The organism is Variovorax sp. NFACC27, assembly GCF_048301545.1.
GTDB lineage: Bacteria > Pseudomonadota > Gammaproteobacteria > Burkholderiales > Burkholderiaceae_C > Variovorax > Variovorax gossypii.
In genome coordinates this window covers 6,678,756-6,700,405 of record NZ_CP157613.1, presented here as the reverse complement: position 1 = coordinate 6,700,405, position 21,650 = coordinate 6,678,756, and the positions used below count along the sequence as shown (strand labels likewise).

Sequence of the window (21,650 nt, the reverse complement as noted above, 5' to 3'; positions counted from 1 at the left end):
TTCAGGCCTTCTCGATGTTCACGGTGAACGACTTGTACTCGGGCGTCTGCGTGTTCGCATCGCCCACGAAGGGTGTCAGCGTGTTCACCAGGTAGCCCGGCTTCGCGATGCCGACGAAGCCCCAGTGGTTCGGCAGGCCCACGGTGTGGACCGTGCGCCCGTCCACCTGCAGACCGACGATGCGCTTGGTGACCACAGCCACGGCCTTGATGAAGCCGCGCTTGCTCGACACCTTCACCATGTCGCCGTGGCCGATGCCCTTCTCCTTGGCAAGCTCCTCGCCGATCTCGACGAACTGCTGCGGCTGGATGATGGCCGACGTGCGCACGTTCTTGGTCCAGTAGTGGAAGTGCTCGGTGAGCCGGTAGCTGGTTGCCACGTACGGGAAGTCCTTCGGCACGCCGAGCCTCTCGAGGTCGCCCTTGAAGATGCGTGCCGCGGGGTTGGCGCGCGCCTTCTCGTTGTTCGGGTGCATCAGGTTGTTGACCAGCGGCGACTCGAAGGGCTCGTAGTGCTCGGGCAGCGGGCCCTCGGCCATGCCGGTGGGGGCGAAGAGTCGTGCCACGCCCTCGGCGGTCATGATGAAGGGACGCACCGCGTCGGCGTCGGTCGGGCTCGCGTCGGGGCGGATGTCGGGTACGTCGGCGCCGCCCCATTGCTTGCCGTTCCACGCGACGAGGCCGCGCTTCGCGATCCACGGCTTGCCGGTGGTCGGGTCGGTCGAGGCGCCGTTGTAGAGGATGCGCCGGTTAGCGGGCCAGGCCCACGCCCAGTTCTGCACCATGCCGATGCCGTACGGGTCGGCGTTGTCGCGCCGTGCCATCTGGTTGCCGGCCTGCGTCCAGGCGCCGGCGTAGATCCAGCAGCCGCTGGCGGTGCTGCCGTCGTCGCGCAGCAGGCCGAAGCCCGATAGCTGCTCGCCGGCCTTGGCCAGCGGCGGCTTGGTCGGGTCCTTCGGGTCGGTCAGGTCGGCCAGCGCGCGGCCGTTGTATTCCATCGCCAGCTCCTGCGCGGAGGGCGAGTGCGGAATCTTGTAGGGCCAGGTGAGCTTGACGATCGGGTCGGGGAAGGCGCCGCCGTCCTTCGCGTAGGCCGCGCGGATGCGGTTGAAGATGCCCGCGACGATCTCGATGTCGCCCTTGGCCTCGCCCGGCGGCTCCGCGCCCTTCCAGTGCCACTGCAGCCAGCGGCTGGAGTTGGTGAGCGAGCCGTCTTCCTCCGCGAAGCAGGTGGAAGGCAGGCGGAACACCGTGGTCTGGATGTCGGCGGTCTTGACGTCGTTGAACTCGCCGAAGTTGCGCCAGAACTCGCTGGTCTCGGTCTGCAGCGGATCGATGGTGACCAGGAACTTGAGCTTCGAGAGCCCGTCGACGATCTTCTTCTTGTCGGGGAACGAGCCCACCGGGTTGAAGCCCTGGCAGATGTAGCCGTTGAGCTTGCCCTGGTTCATGAGCTCGAAGGCCTGAAGCACGTCGTAGAGCCTGTCGATCTTCGGCAGGTAGTGGAAGGCCCAGTCGTTCTCGGCCGTGGCCGCGTTGCCCCACCAGGCCTTCTGCATGCTGACGAAGAACTTCGGGTAGTTCTGCCAGTAGCTCATCTGGTTGGGACGCAGGGGCTTGAGCGCGCGGGTCTTGTAGTAGTCCTCCAGCGTCTGCTCGTTGTCACGCGCCAGCGACATGTAGCCCGTCAGCGAGTTCGACAGCAGTCCCAGGTCGGTGAGGCCCTGGATGTTGCTGTGGCCGCGCAGCGCGTTCATGCCGCCGCCGGGCACGCCGATGTTGCCCAGCAGAAGCTGCACGATGGCGCCGGTGCGGATCATCTGCGAGCCCTGGCTGTGCTGCGTCCAGCCCAGGGCGTACATGATGGTCATGGTGCGCTGGGAGGTGCTGGTGCTCGCGATGTACTCGCAGACCTTCAGGAACTTGTCCTTCGGCGTGCCGGTGATGCGGCTCACCATCTCGGGCGTGTAGCGCGAGTAGTGCCGCTTCATCACCTGCAGCACGCAGTTCGGGTCCTGCATGGTCATGTCGACCTTGGCCATGCCCTGCTCGTCGAGCGCGTAGCCCCACGACTTGGGGTCGTAGTTGCGCTTCTCGGCGTTGTAGCCGCTGAACAGGCCGTCCTCGAACTTGTAGTCGGGGCCGACGATGAAGGTCGCGTTGGTGTAGTTGCGGACGTACTCGGTCTGGATCTTGTCGTTGCCAAGCAGGTAGTTGATGACCCCCGCGAGGAACGCGATGTCCGAACCGGCGCGTATCGGCGCGTAGTAGTCCGCCATGGCTGCCGAGCGCGTGAAGCGCGGGTCGACCACGACCAGCCTTGCCTTGTTCCGTTTCTTGGCCTCGATGACCCACTTGAAGCCGCACGGATGCGCCTCCGCGGCATTGCCGCCCATGATCAGCACGACATCCGCGTTCTGGATGTCCTGCCAGTGGTTGGTCATCGCGCCTCTGCCGAACGTCGGGGCCAGACTGGCCACCGTGGGTCCGTGTCAGACGCGTGCCTGGTTGTCGAACACCAGCATTCCGGTCGAGCGGAATGCCTTGTGCGTGATGTATCCGGTTTCGTTGGACGAGGCCGAGGCGCAGAGCATGCCGGAGCTGGTCCAGCGGTTCACGGTCTTGCCGTCGGCGTTGGTGGTCTGGAAGTTGGCGTCGCGGTCGGCCTTCAGCAGCTTCGCGATGCGGTCGAGCGCCTCGTCCCAGCCGATGCGCTTCCACTCGGTGCCGCCGGGCTCGCGCACCTCGGGGTACTTCAGGCGCATGGGGCTGTGCACGAAGTCGAGCAGGCCGGCGCCCTTGGGGCACAGCGTGCCGCGGTTCACCGGGTGGTCGGCATCGCCCTCGATGTGGAGGATGTCGGACACCACGTTCTTCGCCTTGTCGCCCAGGCTGTACATGATGAGCCCGCAGCCCACCGAGCAGTACGGGCAGGTGTTGCGCGTCTCGGTGGTGCGCGCGAGCTTGAAGTTGCGGGCCTCGGCCAGCGCAGCGGTCGGCGAGAAGCCGAGCGCCACGATGCTGGAGCCGACCAGCCCCGCGCTGCTGACGCGGAAGAATTGCCGGCGGTTCATGTCCATGACGGAACCTCCTGCAGCGGTGAAGTGATGGGGTGTTTCATCGTGGTCTTCTTTTCTTCTTGCGGGTAACTCGAATGAACCTGGCGGGCCGCGCCGGCTACTTCGGCGCGGTGCCGTCGCCTCCGCTGGGCGCGGGCGCCGCACCGCCGGAAGAGCCGGTGCCGCCCGGGCCGCTCATGCCGCCCACGGCCGCGCCGCCTTCGGACGGGCCCTGGTGTGAGGTGGAAGATTCGACCTTGTCGCCGGAGGCGGCGGGGGCGATGCCCGTCGGGCTCGCGCCGGTCGAGGCCTTCGGCATCGGCGGCGAGGAGGGCTTGGGGTCGCAGGCGCTCGCCAGCAGGCCCGCGGCCAGGCACAGGCCGATGATCTGCAAGCGCTGCTGCTGACATCGTGGCATCGACACTCCTTGTGGGAAGGACGGGTCCGGCAACGGGCTGTTTTTATGGCCTCGTATTCCGCTTGCCGGGCGTGCCCGGTTTGCGACAAACGGGATGCGTTTGTCGCATCATGCGACAGCATCCTGCCAGGATCAAGGGCAAAAGGAGCGCAATAACCCTCGAAACCCGCCATGCCGCCGGGCGTCGGCTATCGTTCGCGCCATGAATGCCTCCCTCCGCCTGGGTTGGCGCACGCTCTGGCGCGACCTGCGTGCCGGCGAGTTGCGCCTGTTGATCGTCGCCGTGCTGCTGGCCGTGGCCGCGCTCACGGCCGTCGGCTTCTTCGCCGACAGGTTGCAGGGCGGCCTCAAGCGCGACGCGCGACAGCTCCTGGGCGGCGACGCGGTGATCGTCAGCGACAACCCGACGCCCGAGGCCTTCGTGGCGCAGGCGAAGTCGCTGGGGCTGCAGGGCACGCCCACCTACGGCTTTCCGACCATGGCGCGGGCCGAGGACGCGCAGGGCGGCGCCAGCAAGCTGGTGGCGCTGAAGGCCGTGACGGCTGGCTATCCGCTGCGCGGCAGCCTGCAGACTTCCACCACCATCGACGGCGCCGGCGCCGTCACGCGCGACATCCCGCCGCCTGGCGAGGCCTGGGTCGACGCATCGCTGCTCGACTCGCTGGCGCTCAAGGTCGGCGACACGCTGCTGCTGGGCGACACCGGCCTGCGCGTGGGGCGCGTCATCACGCTGGAGCCCGACCGCGGCGCCGGCTTCATGAGCTTCTCTCCGCGCGTGATGCTCAACCAGGCCGACGTGGCCCGCACCGGGCTCGTGCAGCCTGCCAGCCGCGTGGGCTACCGCTATGCCGTGGCGGGCAGCGACGCCGCGGTCAAGCGTTTCACCGACTGGGCCGACGCCACCATCAAGAAGGGCGAGCTGCGCGGCGTGCGCCTCGACTCCTTCGAAAGCGGCCGGCCCGAGATGCGCCAGACGCTCGACCGCGCCGAGAAATTCCTGAGCCTGGTCGCGCTGCTCGCGGCGCTGCTGTCGGCGGTGGCAGTGGCGCTGGCCGCTCGCGGCTTCGCTGCCAGCCACCTCGACGACTGCGCGATGCTGCGCGTGCTCGGACAGAGCCAGCGCACCATCGCCATCGCCTATGCCTTCGAGTTCGCGGTGATCGGCATCGTCGCCAGCGCGCTGGGCGTGGCCATCGGCTTCGCGGTGCACTACGTGTTCGTGCTGCTGCTGGCGGGCCTGGTCGAGACCGCGCTGCCCGCGGCCACGCTGTGGCCCGTGGCCTTCGGGCTGGGCATGGGGCTCACGCTGCTATTCGCCTTCGGCCTGCCGCCGGTGCTGCAGCTGGCGCGCGTGCCGCCGCTGCGCGTGATCCGGCGTGACGTGGGCGGGCTCAAGCCTGCGTCGCTCGCGGTGCTGGGCGTCGGCGTTGCGGGCTTCGCGGCCTTGCTGATGGCTGCGAGCAGCGACATCAAGCTGGGCCTGATCGCCGTCGGCGGCTTCGCGGGCGCGGTGGCGGTGTTCGCACTGCTGAGCTGGCTGGCGGTGAAGGTGCTGCGCCGCAGCGTCAACGAGGCGACCGCGCCGCGCTGGCTGGTGCTGGCCACGCGGCAGATCTCGGCGCGGCCGGCCTACGCGGTGGTGCAGGTCAGCGCGCTCTCGGTGGGCCTGCTCGCGCTGGTGCTGCTGGTGCTGCTGCGCACCGACCTCGTGGCGAGCTGGCGCCAGGCCACGCCGCCCGATGCGCCGAACCGCTTCGTCATCAACGTCATGCCCGACCAGAGCGAGGCTTTCCAGAAGTCGCTGCGCGACGCGGGCGTGAGCAAGTTCGACTGGTATCCGATGATCCGCGGCCGCCTCGTGGCCATCAACGACAAGCCGGTGTCTCCCGACGACTACACCGAAGACCGCGCCAAGCGCCTGGTGGACCGCGAGTTCAACCTCAGCAACAGCGTGGACGCGCCTGCGCACAACAGCATCACTACCGGCAAGTGGACGCCGGGTGCGGCTGGTGAGGTGAGCGTGGAAGAGGGCCTGGCCGAGACGCTGGGCCTCAAGATGGGCGACATGCTGCGCTTCGACATCGGCGGCATGCAGAACGACGCGCGCATCACCTCGCTGCGCAAGGTCGACTGGGGCTCGATGCACGCCAACTTCTTCGTGATGTACACGGTGGCCTCGCTGGCCGACGTGCCCACCACCTACATGGGCGCCTTCCGCGCGCCCGAGACGCGCGGCTTCGACAACGCGCTGGTGCGCAGCTACCCGAACGTGACCAACGTCGACATGAGCGCCACCATCAACCAGGTGCAGCGCGTGCTCGACCAGGTGATCCGCGCGGTCGAGTTCCTGTTCGGCTTCACGCTCGCGGCTGGGCTCGTGGTGCTGTTCGCCGCGGTGACGGCCACCCGCGAGGAGCGCGCGCGCGAGTTCGCGGTGATGCGCGCGGTGGGCGCTCGCGCGAGCCTGCTGCGGCAGGTGCAGCGCGCCGAACTCGCGGGCGTGGGCCTGCTGGCGGGCTTCCTCGCGAGCATCGTGGCCGCGCTGATCGGCTGGGGGCTGGCGCGCTACGTGTTCGAGTTCACCTGGACCGCTTCGCCGCTGGTGCCGGTGGCCGGTGCGCTGGCCGGCGCGGTGCTGGCGCTCGGCGCCGGGTGGTGGGGCCTGCGCGAGGTGCTTCGCCGGCCTGTGGTCGACACATTGCGACGCGCGGCCGAGTAATTTTTCTTCTCTTCGGGGCGAGACGGGGCCGGGGATGCAATACATTCCCCGGCCCCGTACTCATTTCAGAAGAGAGAAATCCTCGCATGCGCCTGGCGTCATTCCAGATCACCAACTTTCGCTCGATCAACGACAGCGGCCTCATCGATTCCACGCAGATCACCGCGATCCTCGGCCGGAATGACAGCGGCAAGTCGAACCTGCTGCGTGCGCTCCACAGCCTGAACCCCGCTGAAGGCATTGCCGAACTCAGCCCCATCAAGGACTTCCCGCGCCACCGCCGCCTGGAAGAGTGCACGGGCGACACCCCGGTCGTGTTCACGCGCTGGAGCCTCGACGAAGGCGAGCAGGCCGAGCTGGCCGCGATCCTGCCGCGCGCGGCGGGCGTGCGCCACGTCACCGCGAGCCGGGGCTATGCCGCCGCCCGCTCGGCCGGGTTCGAAGGGCTCGGCGCCCTGTCGCTCGACGTGAGCGACACCAAGGCCAAGGTCCGCAAGATCGTGCCGGCCGTGAAGGCGGCCGCCGAGAAGGTCGCCGACGAAGCCGCGAAGGCCGCTCTCGAGCAGGAAACCGACGTCTTCGACGCCGCGATGATCATGAGCCCCGACTACATCAAGTGGTCGGCGGGCGCCATCAAGGCGGCCCAGGCCCTGCGCAAGGCGCTGGCCGTGTCGGGCGCCGAGCTCAGCGACAAGCAGGACCAGATGCTCGCCGAGCTGGAGGAAACCGCGCTTTCCATCGCCAACGACGCCCCCGCGCTGGAGCGCGCGCAGGAATGGGTGATCGGCAAGCTGCCGCGTTTTGTCTACGTCGACGAATACCCGGCGCTGCCCGGCCGCCAGAACATCGCCGAATACCTGGGGCGCGAGGGCTGGGGCCAGCTCACGCCCGAGCAGCGGAGCTTCGGCAAGCTGTGCAAGGTCGCGGGACTCGACCTGCGACAGCTGCAGGCCCTGCTCGACAGGAATGACCAGGCCACGCGCAACCAGCTCGTCAACCGCGCCGGCTCGGTGGTGACGGCCGAGATCCGCCGCATCTGGAAGGACCGCGCGCTGAAGGTTCGCTTCAACCTCGACGGCCAGTACCTCGACACGCTGGTGTCCGACCCGAACGCCGCCTACGAGGTCGAGGTGAACCTGGAAGAGCGCAGCCGCGGCTTCCAGTGGTTCTTCTCGTTCTACGTCGCCTTCTTCGCCGACACTCGTGGCGGCAACGCGGAAGACGCCGTGCTGCTGCTCGACGAGCCCGGCCTGCACCTGCACCCCCATTCGCAGGCCGACCTGCTGGCGCACCTGGAGAAGGATTTCGGCAACCAGATCGTCTACACCACGCATTCGCCGTTCATGGTGCCCGCGCACCGGCTCGACGCGGTGCGCACCGCCAGCCTGAGCGAGACCGCGGGCACCACGGTGAGCAATGCCGCGGAGGGCGACGAGCGCACGCTGTTCCCGCTGAAGGCTGCGCTGGCGCTGAGCCGGATGGCGAGCGAGCCGGTGAAGCAGGAAGTCTCGAAGCCCGTGGTGGCGACGCCGGAACCGGTGAAGCCCGCGCCCGCGAAGCCTGCGAAGTCGGCCAAGTCCGCCGAGGCGGCGGCCGTGATTCCTGCTCCCGCGAAGACCGAGGCCGCGAAGCCTGAACCCGTCAAGGCCGAGCCTGCAAAGTCCGAGCTTGCCAAGCCCCTTGCCGCGGAAAGCGCCAAGCCGATGGAGGCAGCACCTGTCGCAGTGGCCGCGCCAGCACCCGCGATTCCTGTGCCCGAGCCGGCGAAGGTCGTCGCTCCTGCAAAGGCCGAAGCAGCGAAGCCTGAGACGGTAGAGCCAGCCGTCGTGGAAAGCGCAAAGCCTGCAGAAGCAGCGCCTGTTGCAGTCGCTGCACCGGCCGTCGCGCCTGCGGAAGTGCCGGCACCTGCGACTCCCGAACCGGCAAAGCCGGTGGTCGCCGAGAGCGCCAAGCCCGTCGAGCCTGTAGCTGTAGTGCCTGTGGAGGCTCCAGCGGCGCAGCGCGTCGAAGAGCAGGCCGTCGCTGTAAGCCAGCAGGTGGAGCAGCCGGCAGAGGTCGCCTGACGGGCGCGGCCCTCAACTCATGCGGCGCCGACCATGCGTCGCATGAGCAGGCCCTTCAGGTCTCTTCGCGTGTCGCAGACGACGTGGATGTAAGCCGTGTCCGCTCTCACCTCATAGATGACGCGATTCATGCCCGATATGACCTGCCGGTACTGGGCGGCGTTCAGGTTTTCGAGCTCTTCGGGAACCCGGCCGGCTTCCGGATGGGCCTCGATCATCGCGACGGACTTCCTGATCTTTCCGTAGCAGTCTGTCCAGGCCTGCGCACCGAAATTCCTGATGAGATAGCGCCTCAGGTCCTTCAGGTCGGCTTCCGCAGAGCGCAGGAACACGACCTTCATTTCGTGTCTTTGTCGTCTTCCGCGTCTTGCCGGTCCAGGTCCGCAAATACATCTTCCGCCGAGCGGAACTGGCCCTGCTCGATCTCGCGGTTGCCGAGCGCCAACACCTTGAGAAGCGCGAGCGTGGCTTCGTGCTCCTCGTAGGAGCGAACATCCATCACCACGAGCTTGGCTTCGCCGTTCTGGGTGATGAGCATCGGTTCACGAGTGTCGGACAGCGTCTTCACGATGTCCGCGGCATGGCTCTTGAGGTAGCTGATGGGTTTGACTTGGGTCGAGAAATTCATGGTGCTCATCCCTGATTCCTGGTCGGACTCATTATGGTCTGAATTCAGTCTGGAGCGGCTGGCGTCCGGTCATGGCGCCATGGCTTCCTCCCTGAACATGCGCTCCCCCGCGAAATCCACGAACGCCCGCACCTTGGGCGACAGCTGCCGGCTCGACGGCCAAAGCGCCGAGAACTGGCCCTGCCGCACGAGGTGCGTAGCCAGCACGCGCTGCAGCTCGCCGCGGCACAGCGAATCGCGCGCGAGGAAGTCGGGCATGTAGGCCACGCCGAGGCCGGCGACGGCCGCGCCCAGCATGGCTTCCATGTTGTTGCACAGCAGGCCGGGCGGCAGTTGCGTGGGCAGGCCGGGCAGGTCCCAGTCCTCGATCTTTCCGCCGGTGACGAACTTGTAGCGCAGGCAGGTGTGCCGAGCGAGGTCGGCGGGGATCTGCGGCACGCCGTGGCGTTCCAGGTAGGCAGGCGAAGCCACCAGCACGAAGCGGAACGGGCCGAGCCGGCGCGCCACCAGTTGCGAGTCGACCAGGTCGCCGCTGCGGATCGCCACGTCGACGCCCTCGGCGATCACGTCGACCAGCCTGTCGTTGAAGTCGAGGTCGAGCTCGATCTCGGGGTAGCGCTCCCTGAAGGCCGGCAGGATCGGCAGCAGGAAGCGATAGCCGATGGTCGGCAGGCTCACCCGCAGGCGTCCGCGCGGGGCGGCCACGGCGTCCTGCATCATGGCCCGCGCGTCGTCCAGCTCGTCGAGGATGCGGCGGCAGCGCTCGTGGAAGAGGGCACCTTCCTGCGTCAGCCGCATGTGCCGCGTGGTGCGGTTGAAGAGGCGCACGCCGAGCTGCTGCTCGAGCCGCGCGACGTTCTTGCCCACCGCCGAGGCCGAGATGCCGAGCTCCCGGCCGGCCTTGGCGAAGCTCGCGTGGTCGGCCGCTCGCACGAAGGATTCGAGTCCGCTGAAGCTGTCCATGGATTGGCAACCTTTGGTTGGGAGTGTGAGGAGCAATGGGGCAATTCTCATTGCATTGATTCCTTTCTATCTTCGTGCCTTCCTTTTCCACCTTCCGCGAAAGCACGCTCCCGATGTCCCCGTCCTCCTCCAGAAACTGGCTCCTGGCCGCTGTTTGCCTCGCGGCGCTGGGCATGCCGCTGAGCTTCACCGGCCCGGCGGTGGTGCTGCCCGCCGTCCGCGATGCCCTGGGCGGCAGCCCGGTGCAGCTCAACTGGGTGACCAACGCCTTCATGCTGAGCTTCGGCGCCACGCTGATGGCCGCCGGCGCGCTGGCCGATGCATACGGGCGCAAGCGCGTCTTCCTGCTGGGGCTCGCGGTGGTGGCGCTCAGCGCCTCGCTGCTGACCCTGGCGCCGGGCATCGTGTCCTTCGACCTGGCGCGTGCGCTGCAGGGGCTGGGCTCGGCGGCGGCCTTCGCGGCGGGCACGGCCGCGTTGGCGCAGGTGTTCGACGGCGCGGCCCGTACGCGGGCATTCAGCCTGATCGGCACCTCGTTCGGCGTGGGGCTGTCCTGCGGCTCCATCCTCTCGGGCTGGCTCGCGGAGAGCTTCGGCTGGCAGGCGGTGATGCTGAGCCCCGGCGCGGTCAGCCTCGCGGCGCTGTGCATCGCCGCGCTGTCGATGCATGAATCGCGCAACCCGCAGGCCATGAGGCTCGACGTGCCGGGCACCCTGAGCTTCACCGCCGCGCTGAGCTTGCTGACGCTGGGCGTGCTGCAGGCGCCCGACAGTGGCTGGGGCAGCCCGTGGGTGCTCGGCGCGCTGGCGGGCGCGGCGGCGATGGGCGCCGTCTTCGTCGCCATCGAGAGGCGCGTGGCGCATCCGATGCTCGACCTGTCGCTGTTCCGCTTTCCGCGCTTCGTGGGCGTGCAACTGCTGGCCGCCGCGCCGGCCTACGGTTTCGTCGTGCTGCTGGTGCTGCTGCCGATCCGCTTCGTGGGGCTAGAAGGGCGCAGCGCGATCGAGGCGGGCGCCTTCATGTTCGCGCTCTCGGGGCCGATCCTCGTCGTGCCGACGCTGGCGGCATCGCTGGCGCACCGGTTCTCGGCGGGCGCGATCTCGGCCGTGGGGCTGCTGGTGTGCGCCGCCGGCTTGTTCTGGCTCAGCCGCTGTGCGCCGGGCACGCCGCTCGCCGGAATGGTGTGGCCGCTGCTGCTGATCGGCGCCGGCATCGGACTGCCCTGGGGCCTGATGGACGGGCTGGCCGTGAGCGTGGTGCCGCGCGAGCGCGCGGGCATGGCCTCGGGCATCTTCAACACGGTGCGGGTGGCGGGGGAGGGCATTGCGCTGGCGCTGGTCGGCGCCGGGCTGACTGCGCTGGTGACGGCGCAGCTGGGCCATGCCGCTGCCGGATCGCAGGCGGCGCAGCGCGTGACCACCGGAAACCTCGCGCAAGCGCTGGCGCTGCTGCCCGGAATTGACCGCGCGGGGCTGCTGCATGCCTATGGCGCGGCGTTCGGCACGCTGCTGTACGTGCTGGCTGGCGTGACGGTGCTGACGGCAATCGTCGTGTTCGCCTTCCTGCGCGGCGAGACGCATGCCGAGGCCGGCGCCGTGGCGCTGGAGTCGACGGCCTGCTGATGATTCAGGCCGCTTCGGCGGCCTCGAAGATGTCGCGCAGCCACTGCGTGAACACGCGCACGCGCGACGACAGCTGCCGGTTCTGCGCATAGAGCACGGAGACCGGCATCGGCGGCGGCGCGAACTCCGGCAGCAGAATCTTCAGCCGTCCGTCCGCCAGTTCGCCGGCCACGCGGTAGCGCGGCACCTGCACCAGCCCCAGTCCCGCGACGGCCGAGCCGGTGTACAGGTCGGCCCCGGTCACCGAGACGATGCCGCCGAGCTGCACGCTCGTCACCCGCCCGTCGACCGTGAATTCGAGCGGCACCGCCTTGCCCGTGGCGCTGGAGATGTAGTGGATGGCGCGGTGCGAGGCCAATTCCTCCGGACTCCGCGGCTCGCCGTGCGCCGCCAGGTAGGCCGGGCTCGCCACCGTGACCTGCGGCAGCAGCGCCACGCGCCGCCCGACCATCGACGAGTCCTGCAGCGTGCCCGCGCGCAGCACGCAGTCGACGCCCTCGCGCACCAGGTCGACGAGGCGGTCGTCCTCGCCGATGTGCAGCTCCAGCTCCGGGTAGCGCGCCAGGAAGCCCGGCAGCGCCGGCACCACGAAATGACGCGCCAGCGTGCCCTGCAGGTTCACTCGCAGCAGGCCCTTGGGCGCGGCGTCGCGGAACAGGCCCTCGGCCTCTTCCACGTCGGCCAGCAGCCGCACGCAGCGGCGGTAGTAGGCCTCGCCGTCCTGCGTGAGGCGCACGGTGCGGGTGGTGCGCTCCAGCAGCCGGGTGCCTATGCGCTGTTCGACGCGCTTGATCAGGTTGGTGACTGTCGCACGGGGAATCTGCAGGTCTTCGGATGCCTGCGTGAAGCTCTGGCGCTCGGCGATGCGCACGAAGGCCTGCATTTCCTGGAAGCGGTCCATGGGTGGCGCCGGTTCTATTGTTGAAGTAAATGGAATGGTAATGGCAAATGAAGCCTGATTATCTTTTGGATGGAACGATCGAAGATTCGCTTCACCAACCACCCACCACTGCAAAGGAACAGCCATGACCCACTCATCCCGATCCAAGGTCGCCATCGTCACCGGCGCATCGCGCGGCATCGGCGCCGCCGTCGCGCAGCGCCTCGCCAGGGACGGCTTCGCGGTCGCCGTCAACTATGCGTCGAGCCCGGCGCAGGCCGAGGCCCTCGTGGCCGAACTCCAGGCCGCCGGCGGCAGGGCCATCGCCGTCAAGGCCGACGTGGCCAGCGCCGGCGAAGTGCGTGCCATGTTCGACGCCGTCGAGGCGCAGCTCGGCAAGGTCGACGTGCTGGTCAACAACGCCGGCGTGCTCAAGACCCTGCCGCTGGCCGAGCACACCGACGCGCTCTACGACCAGACCTTCGACATCAACGTGCGCGGCACCTTCAACACGCTGCGCGAGGCCGCCGCGCGCCTCAACGAGGGCGGGCGCATCGTCAACTTCTCGAGCACGGTGCTCGCGCTGAACATGCCGGGCTATGCGATCTACAACGCCACCAAGGCGGCGGTCGAGTCCTTCACGCACGTGTTCGCCAAGGAACTGCGTGGCCGCAACATCACGGTGAATGCCGTGGCGCCGGGGCCGATCGCCACGGCGCTCTTCCTCGAGGGCAAGACCGAGGAGCAGATCCAGAACTTCGCGAAGGCGCCGCCGTTGCAGCGCCTGGGCCAGCCCGAGGACATCGCCTCGGTGGTTTCGTTCCTGGCCGGCCCCGACGCAGGCTGGGTCAACGGCCAGATCCTGCGCGCCAACGGCGGCCTGGCTTGAAGCACGCCGGCCCGTTCCCAGGAGAAATCGTCATGAGCCGACCAAATCCGTCCGCTGCCGCCCCGCGCTTCTTCAGCCTGGCCTATTCGGCCTTCACGCTGGCTGCCGCGGTGGTTGCCGCCGCCGCCTCGGCGCTGGCCCTCGTCCTCGAACTGCCCGTGTGGGCGATGTTCGTCGGCTGGGTGGCCTTCTACACCCGCGGCGTCACGGCGCGCGACGGCGTGTTCAACCTCGTGTGCGTGGGGCTCGGCGTGCTGATCGGCAAGGCGGCGGCCCTGGCCATCGGGGCACTGGGCCCCGTCGTGGGTGCCATGGCACTGCCGCTGGTGGTGCTGGTCGTTGCGCTCGTCGTGGTGTCGCTGCGCGGCGTGCCGCGCCTGAACAACCTGCTGTGCTACTTCCTCGGGCTGATCGCCTTCTTCGCGATCCACCAACCGCCGTCACTCTCGCTGTTCGGAACGCTGGCCGGCGCCGCCGCGCTGGGCTCGGTAGCCGCGTGGACCGCCCATGCGCTGCAGCGGCGCGTGCATTGAAGAAGACGCGCTCGTCGACCCCTCGCATTTCATTCATTCGTTCATTGATTCCAGGAGTTTCATCATGCAATCCGTCATCCTCGTCACCGGCGCCGGTACCGGCATCGGCAAGCTCACCGCCCAGTCGCTCGCCGAGGCGGGCCACATCGTCTACGCCTCGATGCGCGACATCGCCGGGCGCAACAACGGCCGCGCCGCCGAACTGCGCGCGCTGGCCGCGGCGAAGAACATCCAGCTGCATCCGCTCGAACTCGACGTGCTCTCGCAGGAATCGGCCGACGCGGCCGCCGCGACCATCGTGCGGGAGCAGGGCCATCTCGACGTCGTGATGCAGAACGCCGGCCATCTGGTGGTCGGGCCCACGGAGGCCTTCACGCCCGAGGAGATCGTGAAGGTGTTCGACACCAACGTGCTCGGCGCGCAGCGCGTGAACCGCGCGGTGCTGCCGTACCTGCGGGCCCAGGAGTCGGGGCTGATGCTGTGGATCAGCAGCACCACCACCAAGGGCGGCTTCCCGCCGTTCATGGGCCCCTACGGCGCGGCCAAGGCGGCAATGGATTCGCTGGCGGTCACGCTGGCCTACGAGATCGCGCGCTTCGGCATCGAAACCTCGATCGTCGTGCCGGGCGCCTTCACCAAAGGCACCGACCACTTCCCAAGCGCAGGCAAGCCGGCCGATGCTGCGACCGCAGCTGCCTACGGCCGCTACGACGGCCTGATGGACCAGATCGGCGCGCGCCTCTCGGCGCTGACGCCCGACAACGCCGACCCGCAGGCCGTGGCCGACGAGATCGTGCGCATCGTGGGCCTGCCGGCCGGCACCCGGCCGATGCGTTCGCTGATCGACTTCGTGGGCGATGGCGCGGCAGAGGTGTTCGAGGTATCGGAACGCGTGCGCATCGAGTTCGCGAAGCGCATCGGCATGGCCGACCTGCTCGATGCGAAAGTGCGTCGCTAAGCAAGGCGTCACAAAGAGCGGGGCGGTCTTCCTGTCCAATAGCGGCATGGAAAACCCGCCCCACGACCTCATTGCCGAACGCGTGACCGAGCTCGAGATCAAGTCGAGCTATGCCGAAGACCTGCTCGACCAGCTCAACATGACGATCTATCGCCAGCAGCAGCAGATCGACAGGCTGATCCTGCAGGTCACGCAGCTGAAGGAGCAGATGCAGAGCTCAGGCCAGGATGGCGCCGCGCGCAACCCACGCGACGAACTCCCTCCGCACTATTGATCGGAGATTTTTCGAGGAGCACCGCGGAACCGGCTTTGCCGGGCCGCCGGTGCTGCCCCCGGTGAGGGGGTTGGCGAAGCGACAGGAAGTGCGCGAAGCCTGGGGGAGTTACCCATGTGCGTGCCAGAGCACGGCGAAGAAGTGGCAGGTGCTTCCCGCGAGCACGAACAGGTGCCACACCGAATGAGCGAAGCGCACCTTGTTGTCGAACAGGAACACCACCGCGCCGGCTGTGTAGAAGAGCCCGCCGGCCACCAGCCAGCCAAGTCCCGCCGCCGACATGCGCTCGTACAGCGGCACCGCGGCCATCAGCGCCATCCAGCCCATCGCCACGTAAAGGCCGGTGGACCACAGCGGATGCTTCAGTCGGTTGAACAGCTTGGCGCTCACGCCCAGCGCCGCCGCCGCGCAGATGGCACCGAACAGCGTCCAGCCCAGCGGGCCGCGCAGCACGCCGAACAGGAAGGGCATGTAGCTGCCCGCGATGAAGAGGTAGATGGCGGCGTGGTCCAGCCGGTTGAACCAGGCCTTGGCGCGGCCGATCGGCAGCGCGTGGTAGAGCGTCGAGATCAGGTACAGCACGATGGCGGTGCCCGCGAACAGGCTGGCGCCGACCACGCCCGCGGCCTGGCCCTTCTGCGCCGCGCTGTAGACCAGGATGGGCAGCGAGGCGATGGCCAGCGCAAGGCCCAGGCCGTGGCTCAGGGCGTTGAAGAGCTCTTCCATCGCCGTCTGGTCGCGTGCCGCGAGGACGGAGGCTTTGCTGCGTTGAGAGGCGCGTGTCTGCGAGGGAAGGGAGGAGGTCATCGTCGATCCGTGCGCAAGAGTGGTTTGTTCGATGAAAGCCGGTCGGCTACTTGACCTGCTGCTTGCCCAGCTTGCGCGCCAGCGTGCGCCGGTGCATGCCGAGCCTGCGCGCGGTCTCCGAGATGTTGAAGCCGGTCTCGGCCAGCGTCTCGTGGATGCGCTCCCATTCGAGCGTCTTGATCGAGGTGGAGCGGTTGGTCAGCTCGACCTCGGTGGTGCCGGTGGCGCGGCCGAAGGCGGCCTCGATGTCGTCGGTGTTCGAGGGCTTGGCCAGGTAGTGGCAGGCGCCGAGCTTGATGGCTTCCACCGCGGTGGCGATGCTGGCGAAGCCCGTGAGCACCACGATCAGCATCTTCGGGTTGTGCCGGTGCAGCATCTGCACGCAGGCCAGGCCCGAGGCCTCGCCGTTGAGCTTGAGGTCGACCACGGCATAGCCGGGCGTGGAGGTGGCCAGCAGGGATTCCACTTCCGCGAGGTTGCTCGCGTGCGCCACTGCATAGCCGCGGCGCTCGAAGGAACGGCCGAGCGCGCGCGCGAAGGCGCCGTCGTCCTCGACGATCAGCAACTGGCGCTGCTCTTCAGCTTCCGTTTCGCTCATTGCCTTCCATTCCGATGGTCCTGCTGGCTGGCGGCGAGGGCTTCCTCGTCGTCCGCGTCGTCGTCCACTTCCGTCTCTTCTTCCTCGAGCACGATGGCCGCGAGCGGCAGCGTGATCTTCACGATGGCGCCGCCCTCCGGCCGGTTGGCCGCCGCGACGCGGCCGCCCACGGTACGCGCCACGTTCACCACCAGGAACAGCCCCAGCCCGCCGCCAGCGCGGCCCTTGCTCGACTGGTAGGGTTTGCCGAACTCCTTGAGGATGGCCGGCAGGAAGCCGGGGCCCGCGTCGGTGACGGTGATCGTCAGCGCGTCGGCGTCGTGCGCCGCCTCGAGGCGCAGCCAGTGCGGCGACGCCTCCAGCGCATTGTCGAGCACGTTGCAGATCATCTGCTTGAGGGCCGAGTCGGAAACCATGGGCAGGTCGCGGCCGAAGCGGTTGTCGTACTCGAAGTCTTCCACCGGGCGGGTGGTGCGCCATTCCTCGACCAGGTCGTCGAGGAAGGTGCTGACGGTGGTTTCCTCCGACGATTCGCCGCGCGCCTCGCCGGCCGACAGCAGGATGCCGCTCACGATGCTCTTGCAGCGCTGGATCTGCAGCTCCATCTCGGCCACCTCGGTCAGCAGTTCGGGGTCGGAGCTGAAATGCGGCAGCCGGCGCCAGTCGCCCAGGATCACCGCCAGCGTGGCCAGCGGCGTGCCGAGCTCGTGCGCCGCGCCCGAGGCCAGCAGGCCCATGCGCACGATGTGCTCTTCTTCCGAGGCGCGCTGGCGCAGGTCGGCCAGCCGCGCGTCGCGGGCGCGCAGGTTGCGGCTGATGCGGGTGATGAAGATCACCAGCAGGGCAGCGTTCAGCGCGAAGCACACCAGCATGCCCTGGATGTAGGGGCTCCACAGGCCGCGGTCGTGGTCAAGCGGCAGTGCGAGCGGGCGCGAGAACAGCGCCAGCCCGGCAAAGCAGATGCTGGTGATGACGACCATGGTCCAGGTCGACCAGGCCTTCAGCAGCACCGCGCCCAGCGTCACCTGCAGCAGGAAGAGAAACACGAAAGGGTTGGTCGCGCCGCCGCTGAGGTAGAGCTGCGCCGTGAGCGTGGCCACGTCGACCAGCAGCGCGAGGAACAGTTCGCCGTTGGTCACGCGCCGGTGGCTGCGCGAGCGCAGCAGGCTCACCATGTTGAAGAGGGCGAGGCAGGCCAGCACCTGCAGCATGTGGTCCAGCGGCAGCCGGATCTCGAAGCCGTAGTGCACCACCAGGATGGTGGCGACCTGCCCGACCACGGCGAACCAGCGCAGCTGTATCAGCTGCTGCATGTTCTGGTGGCCGATGGCGTTGTCCAGGCTCGCGACGCCGGCGCGGGGCGGGTGCAGCTCGCCCGCGACCGCGGCGGACTCAGCCGTCGCGGCGGGCATCTTGGTCGGCGGGGCGGGCGTCGGCATGGGCCGCATTTTCGCTGCGCCGCACGAACCAGGCCGCGATCAGCACCATCAGGGCAAGGCCATACCAGGTCAGGGCGTAGACGAGGTGGCTGTTGGGAAAGGAAATGACAGTCAGGCCGCCGGCGGGCCAGGCGGGGGTGTTGGTGGCATTCGCAGGGGGCGGCGCGGCCTCCGCATCGACGAAGTAGGGCGCCACGTCGGCCAGGCCGCGCGCTGCGGCGATGGCCTGCACGTCGCGCGAGAACCAGCGGTCGCCGGCCGGATCGTTCTTGCGCAGGAAGCCGCCCTTGGGCTCGGTCAGGCGCAGCAGGCCGGCCACGGTGGTCTCGCCCTGCGGTTCGGTCGCGGTACGCGTCGCGCGCTTCTGCGCTTCAGGCGGCACGAAGCCGCGGTTGACGAGCACCACGGTGCCGTCGGCGCTGCTGCGCAGCGGGGTCAGCACCCAGAAGCCGGCGCCCAGCCTGGTGCTGGCCTGCACCAGCGTCTCTTTGTCGTGGAGGAAGGTGCCGGCAAGGCGGACATGCCGGTATTCGTCGTTGGCCGCGTTGACCGTGGGCCATTCAGTTCGCCCGGGGGCCGTGGCGGCCGGGGCATGCACGCGCTGGTCGACGCGTGCGATGAGATCGAGCTTCCAGGCCCTGCGCTCGACCTGCCAGGTGCCGAGCGCGAAGAAGCCGGCGAAGGCGAGGACTGCGCAGACCGCCAGCGCCACCCGTGCGGCGGTGGAGCGCCGGCGGACGGCCTGCTGCGCCATCAGGGCATGTTCTTCATGTCGTGCATCGAGTGCGGCATCATGTTGGTGTTCATGTGGTACATGACCCACAGCGAACCGGCCAGCGTGATGACCACGAGCACGAGCGTGAAGATGAGCGCCAGCATGTTCCAGCCGCCCTCGGACTTGGCGTCCATGTGCAGGAAGTACACCATGTGCACCACGATCTGCACCACGGCGAAGGCCAGGATGACGAGCGCGGTGGTGTTGGGCTTGTCGAAGACCTTGGCCATCACGAGCCAGAACGGAATGGCGGTGAGGATCACGGCCAGCACGAAGCCGGTCATGTAGCCCTTGAAGGTGCTGTGGCTCACCGGGCCGTCATCGTGCCCGTGGTCGTCGTGGCCATGTGCGCCGTGGCCGGCGGTTTCGGTGTGCGCGCTCATTGCAGCGATCCCATCAGATACACGAAGGTGAAGACGCCGATCCAGACCACGTCCAGGAAGTGCCAGAACATCGACAGGCACATCAGGCGGCGGCGGTTGGCGGCGGTGAAGCCGTGCTTGGGCAGCTGGATCATCAGCACGATGAGCCAGACGATGCCGAAGGTCACGTGCAGGCCGTGGGTGCCCACCAGCGCGAAGAACGACGACAGGAAGGCGCTGCGCTGCGGGCCCGCGCCTTCATGGATCAGGTGCGCGAACTCGTACAGCTCCAGGCCGATGAAGCCTGCGCCCAGCAGGCCGGTGATGGCCAGCCAGATCAGCATGCCGCGCATGCGGCGCTTCTGCATCTCGAGCACGGCGAAGCCGTAGGTGATGGACGACAGCAGCAGCAGCGAGGTGTTGATCGCCACCAGCGGCAGGTCGAACAGGTCGGCGCCCGAGGGGCCGGCCGCGTAGCTGCGGCCCAGCACGCCGTACACCGCGAACAGGCAGGCGAAGATGAGGCAGTCGCTCATCAGGTAGAGCCAGAAGCCCAGCAGCGTGCCGTTCTCGGGGTGGTGGTCTTCGTTGCGGACGTTGAAGACCTCGAACGCGGGCGCGCTCGCGGCCACGTTGCCGGGGGAAGAGATAGCGGTGGTATTAGACATTGGCAGCCAGCAGGCGCGTGCGCGCGTCTTCGGTGCGGACGACATCTTCCGCGGGGATGTAGTAGTCGCGCTTGTAGTTGAAGGTGTGGATGATCGTGGCGGCGAGCATGGCGACGAAGCCGATGCCGGCCACCAGCCACATCTGCCAGATCAGGGCGAAGCCGCAAACCGCTGCCAGCGCCGCGATGATGAAGCCGGCGGCCGTGTTCTTGGGCATGTGGATCGGGCTGAAGCCTTCCAGCGGGCGCTGGTAGCCGCGGGCCTTCATGTCGGACCAGGCGTCGTTGTCATGCACGCGCGGCGTGAACGCGAAGTTGTAGGCCGGCGGCGGCGACGAGGTCGCCCATTCCAGCGTACGGCCGTTCCACGGGTCGCCCGTGGTGTCGCGCAGCTTGTCGCGGCGGATGAAGCTCACCACCAGCTGGATCAGGAACGAGGCGATGCCCAGCGCGATCAGCACGGCGCCGAAGGCGGCGACCTGGAACCAGATCTGCAGCGACATGTCCTGGAAGTGGCTCATGCGGCGGGTGACGCCCATCAGGCCCAGGATGTACAGCGGCATGAAGGCGAACCAGAAGCCGACGATCCAGAACCAGAACGAGCACTTGCCCCAGAACGGGTCGAGCTTGTAGCCGAAGGCCTTCGGGAACCAGTAGGTGATGCCCGCCAGCATGCCGAACAGCACGCCGCCGATGATCACGTTGTGGAAGTGGGCGATCAGGAACAGGCTGTTGTGCAGCACGAAGTCGGCCGGGGGAACGGCCAGCAGCACGCCGGTCATGCCGCCGATCACGAAGGTGATCATGAAGCCGATGGTCCACATCATGGGCAGCTCGAAACGGATGCGGCCGCGGTACATGGTGAAGAGCCAGTTGAAGATCTTCGCGCCCGTCGGGATCGAGATGATCATCGTCGTGATGCCGAAGAACGAGTTCACGCTGGCGCCGGAGCCCATGGTGAAGAAGTGGTGCAGCCAGACCAGGTACGACAGGATGGTGATCACGACCGTGGCGTACACCATGGAGGCGTAGCCGAAGAGGCGCTTGCCGGAGAACGTGGAGACCACTTCCGAGAAGATGCCGAAGGCCGGCAGGATCAGGATGTACACCTCGGGGTGGCCCCAGATCCAGATCAGGTTCACGTACATCATGGCGTTGCCGCCGAGGTCGTTCGTGAAGAAGTTGGTGCCTGCGTAGCGGTCGAGCGACAGCAGGGCCAGCACGGCGGTCAGCACCGGGAAGGCGGCGACGATCAGCACGTTGGTGCACAGGGCGGTCCACGTGAAGACGGGCATCTTCATCATGGTCATGCCGGGTGCGCGCATCTTCACGATGGTGGCCAGCAGGTTCACGCCGGAAAGCAACGTGCCCACCCCCGCTATCTGCAACGACCATATGTAGTAGTCGACCCCCACGTCGGGGCTGAAGAGGATGCCCGACAGCGGCGGGTAGGCCAGCCAGCCGGTCTTGGCGAACTCGCCGACGAACAGCGACGCCATCACCAGGCCTGCGCCGAAGGTGGTCATCCAGAAGCTGAAGTTGTTCAGGAACGGGAAGGCCACGTCGCGCGCGCCGATCTGCAGCGGCACCACGAAGTTCATGAGGCCCGTGACCAGCGGCATCGCCACGAAGAAGATCATGATCACGCCGTGGGCGGTGAAGATCTGGTCGTAGTGGTGCGGCGGCAGGAAGCCCGCGTTGTCGCCGAAGGCGATGGCCTGCTGGGCGCGCATCATGAGCGCGTCGGCGAAGCCGCGAAGCAGCATCACCAGGCCCAGGATGATGTACATGATGCCGATCTTCTTGTGGTCGATGCTGGTGATCCAGTCGCGCCACAGGGTGCCCCACAGCTTGAAGTAGGTCAGTGCGCCCAGGACGGCCAGGCCGCCCAGGATCACGCCGGCAAAGGTCACGAGCAGGATCGGCTCGTGCAGGGGAATCGCCTCCCAGGAGAGGCGGCCGAAGACGAGCTTCGTCAGGTCAAGGTTCTGCAACAT

The 21,650-nt window shown here is 68.0% G+C and carries 20 protein-coding genes; 7 read left to right on the top strand and 13 right to left on the bottom strand.

Annotated elements, in window-relative coordinates; all coding sequences use genetic code 11:
* Position 1: 1 nt before the first annotated feature.
* On the bottom strand, positions 2-3,079 hold the full coding sequence (gene fdnG / locus ABL840_RS31270) for a formate dehydrogenase-N subunit alpha (protein ID WP_143042935.1): 3,078 nt from the start codon (positions 3,077-3,079) through the stop codon (positions 2-4).
* Positions 3,080-3,176: 97 nt separating this feature from the next.
* Complete coding sequence (locus ABL840_RS31265) at positions 3,177-3,476, bottom strand: hypothetical protein (RefSeq protein WP_093302195.1); 300 nt, start codon at positions 3,474-3,476, stop codon at positions 3,177-3,179.
* 202 nt (positions 3,477-3,678) lie between these two features.
* Here ABL840_RS31265 and ABL840_RS31260 point away from each other — a divergent pair, with 202 nt between their 5' ends.
* Both ABL840_RS31260 and ABL840_RS31255 read left to right on the top strand, forming a co-directional pair.
* A complete protein-coding gene (locus ABL840_RS31260; RefSeq protein ID WP_093302193.1) occupies positions 3,679-6,195 on the top strand; it encodes an ABC transporter permease in 2,517 nt (838 codons plus the stop codon).
* 86 nt (positions 6,196-6,281) lie between these two features.
* On the top strand, positions 6,282-8,258 hold the full coding sequence (locus tag ABL840_RS31255; RefSeq protein ID WP_418116073.1) for an AAA family ATPase: 1,977 nt from the start codon (positions 6,282-6,284) through the stop codon (positions 8,256-8,258).
* Positions 8,259-8,275: 17 nt separating this feature from the next.
* Here the strand turns inward: ABL840_RS31255 and ABL840_RS31250 are convergent, their stop codons facing one another.
* The 3 genes from ABL840_RS31250 to ABL840_RS31240 all read right to left on the bottom strand — a co-directional run bounded on the left by ABL840_RS31250 (position 8,276) and on the right by ABL840_RS31240 (position 9,849).
* Positions 8,276-8,599, bottom strand: a complete 324-nt coding sequence (locus ABL840_RS31250; protein WP_093302191.1) for a type II toxin-antitoxin system RelE/ParE family toxin — start codon at positions 8,597-8,599, stop codon at positions 8,276-8,278.
* The gene (locus ABL840_RS31245; protein WP_093198480.1) at positions 8,596-8,886 is read right to left on the bottom strand and encodes a type II toxin-antitoxin system Phd/YefM family antitoxin; all 291 of its coding nucleotides are present in this window, start codon (positions 8,884-8,886) and stop codon (positions 8,596-8,598) included. The genes ABL840_RS31250 and ABL840_RS31245 overlap by 4 nt, the downstream gene beginning before the upstream one ends.
* 69 nt (positions 8,887-8,955) lie before the next feature.
* Positions 8,956-9,849: a LysR family transcriptional regulator gene (locus tag ABL840_RS31240; RefSeq protein ID WP_093302189.1), complete on the bottom strand. Its 894-nt coding sequence runs from the start codon at positions 9,847-9,849 to the stop codon at positions 8,956-8,958.
* Between the two features lie 113 nt (positions 9,850-9,962).
* On the opposite strand from ABL840_RS31240, the gene ABL840_RS31235 reads away from it, so the two are divergent.
* Positions 9,963-11,471 carry an MFS transporter gene (locus ABL840_RS31235; protein WP_093302186.1) on the top strand — a complete coding sequence of 503 codons (1,509 nt, stop codon included), beginning with the start codon at positions 9,963-9,965 and terminating at the stop codon, positions 11,469-11,471.
* A 4-nt stretch (positions 11,472-11,475) separates the two neighbouring features.
* Here ABL840_RS31235 and ABL840_RS31230 read toward each other — a convergent pair whose 3' ends face one another.
* Entirely contained in the window at positions 11,476-12,372 is an 897-nt protein-coding gene (locus ABL840_RS31230) for a LysR family transcriptional regulator (protein ID WP_093302183.1), read from the bottom strand.
* Positions 12,373-12,496: 124 nt separating this feature from the next.
* Between ABL840_RS31230 and ABL840_RS31225 the strand changes: the two genes are divergently transcribed.
* The 4 genes from ABL840_RS31225 to ABL840_RS31210 all read left to right on the top strand — a co-directional run bounded on the left by ABL840_RS31225 (position 12,497) and on the right by ABL840_RS31210 (position 15,005).
* Entirely contained in the window at positions 12,497-13,240 is a 744-nt protein-coding gene (locus ABL840_RS31225; protein WP_093302181.1) for an SDR family oxidoreductase, read from the top strand.
* A gap of 32 nt (positions 13,241-13,272) precedes the next feature.
* Positions 13,273-13,773, top strand: a complete 501-nt coding sequence (locus ABL840_RS31220) for a DUF1097 domain-containing protein (protein ID WP_093302177.1) — start codon at positions 13,273-13,275, stop codon at positions 13,771-13,773.
* A 64-nt stretch (positions 13,774-13,837) separates the two neighbouring features.
* On the top strand, positions 13,838-14,731 hold the full coding sequence (locus ABL840_RS31215) for an SDR family NAD(P)-dependent oxidoreductase (RefSeq protein WP_093302175.1): 894 nt from the start codon (positions 13,838-13,840) through the stop codon (positions 14,729-14,731).
* 46 nt (positions 14,732-14,777) lie between these two features.
* Entirely contained in the window at positions 14,778-15,005 is a 228-nt protein-coding gene (locus ABL840_RS31210) for a SlyX family protein (protein ID WP_093302172.1), read from the top strand.
* Positions 15,006-15,113: 108 nt separating this feature from the next.
* On the opposite strand, the gene trhA is transcribed toward ABL840_RS31210, so the two are convergent.
* The 7 genes from trhA to cyoB are packed head-to-tail and all read right to left on the bottom strand — an operon-like array spanning position 15,114 to position 21,650.
* Positions 15,114-15,812 (bottom strand): PAQR family membrane homeostasis protein TrhA, encoded by a 699-nt coding sequence (gene trhA, locus ABL840_RS31205; protein WP_176947474.1) that lies wholly within the window; start codon positions 15,810-15,812, stop codon positions 15,114-15,116.
* 46 nt (positions 15,813-15,858) lie between these two features.
* Positions 15,859-16,410 (bottom strand): response regulator transcription factor, encoded by a 552-nt coding sequence (locus tag ABL840_RS31200; RefSeq protein WP_093302167.1) that lies wholly within the window; start codon positions 16,408-16,410, stop codon positions 15,859-15,861.
* Entirely contained in the window at positions 16,407-17,822 is a 1,416-nt protein-coding gene (locus tag ABL840_RS31195) for an ATP-binding protein (protein WP_093302487.1), read from the bottom strand. Before ABL840_RS31195 ends, ABL840_RS31200 begins: the two co-directional genes overlap by 4 nt.
* Entirely contained in the window at positions 17,803-18,603 is an 801-nt protein-coding gene (locus ABL840_RS31190; RefSeq protein ID WP_093302164.1) for an SURF1 family protein, read from the bottom strand. The genes ABL840_RS31195 and ABL840_RS31190 overlap by 20 nt, the downstream gene beginning before the upstream one ends.
* Positions 18,603-19,007, bottom strand: coding sequence for a cytochrome o ubiquinol oxidase subunit IV (cyoD, locus tag ABL840_RS31185; RefSeq protein ID WP_093198007.1), 405 nt, complete (start codon positions 19,005-19,007; stop codon positions 18,603-18,605). The genes ABL840_RS31190 and cyoD overlap by 1 nt, the downstream gene beginning before the upstream one ends.
* The gene (gene cyoC, locus ABL840_RS31180; RefSeq protein WP_093198004.1) at positions 19,004-19,654 is read right to left on the bottom strand and encodes a cytochrome o ubiquinol oxidase subunit III; all 651 of its coding nucleotides are present in this window, start codon (positions 19,652-19,654) and stop codon (positions 19,004-19,006) included. The genes cyoD and cyoC overlap by 4 nt, the downstream gene beginning before the upstream one ends.
* On the bottom strand, positions 19,647-21,650 hold the full coding sequence (gene cyoB / locus ABL840_RS31175; RefSeq protein ID WP_093198002.1) for a cytochrome o ubiquinol oxidase subunit I: 2,004 nt from the start codon (positions 21,648-21,650) through the stop codon (positions 19,647-19,649). The genes cyoC and cyoB overlap by 8 nt, the downstream gene beginning before the upstream one ends.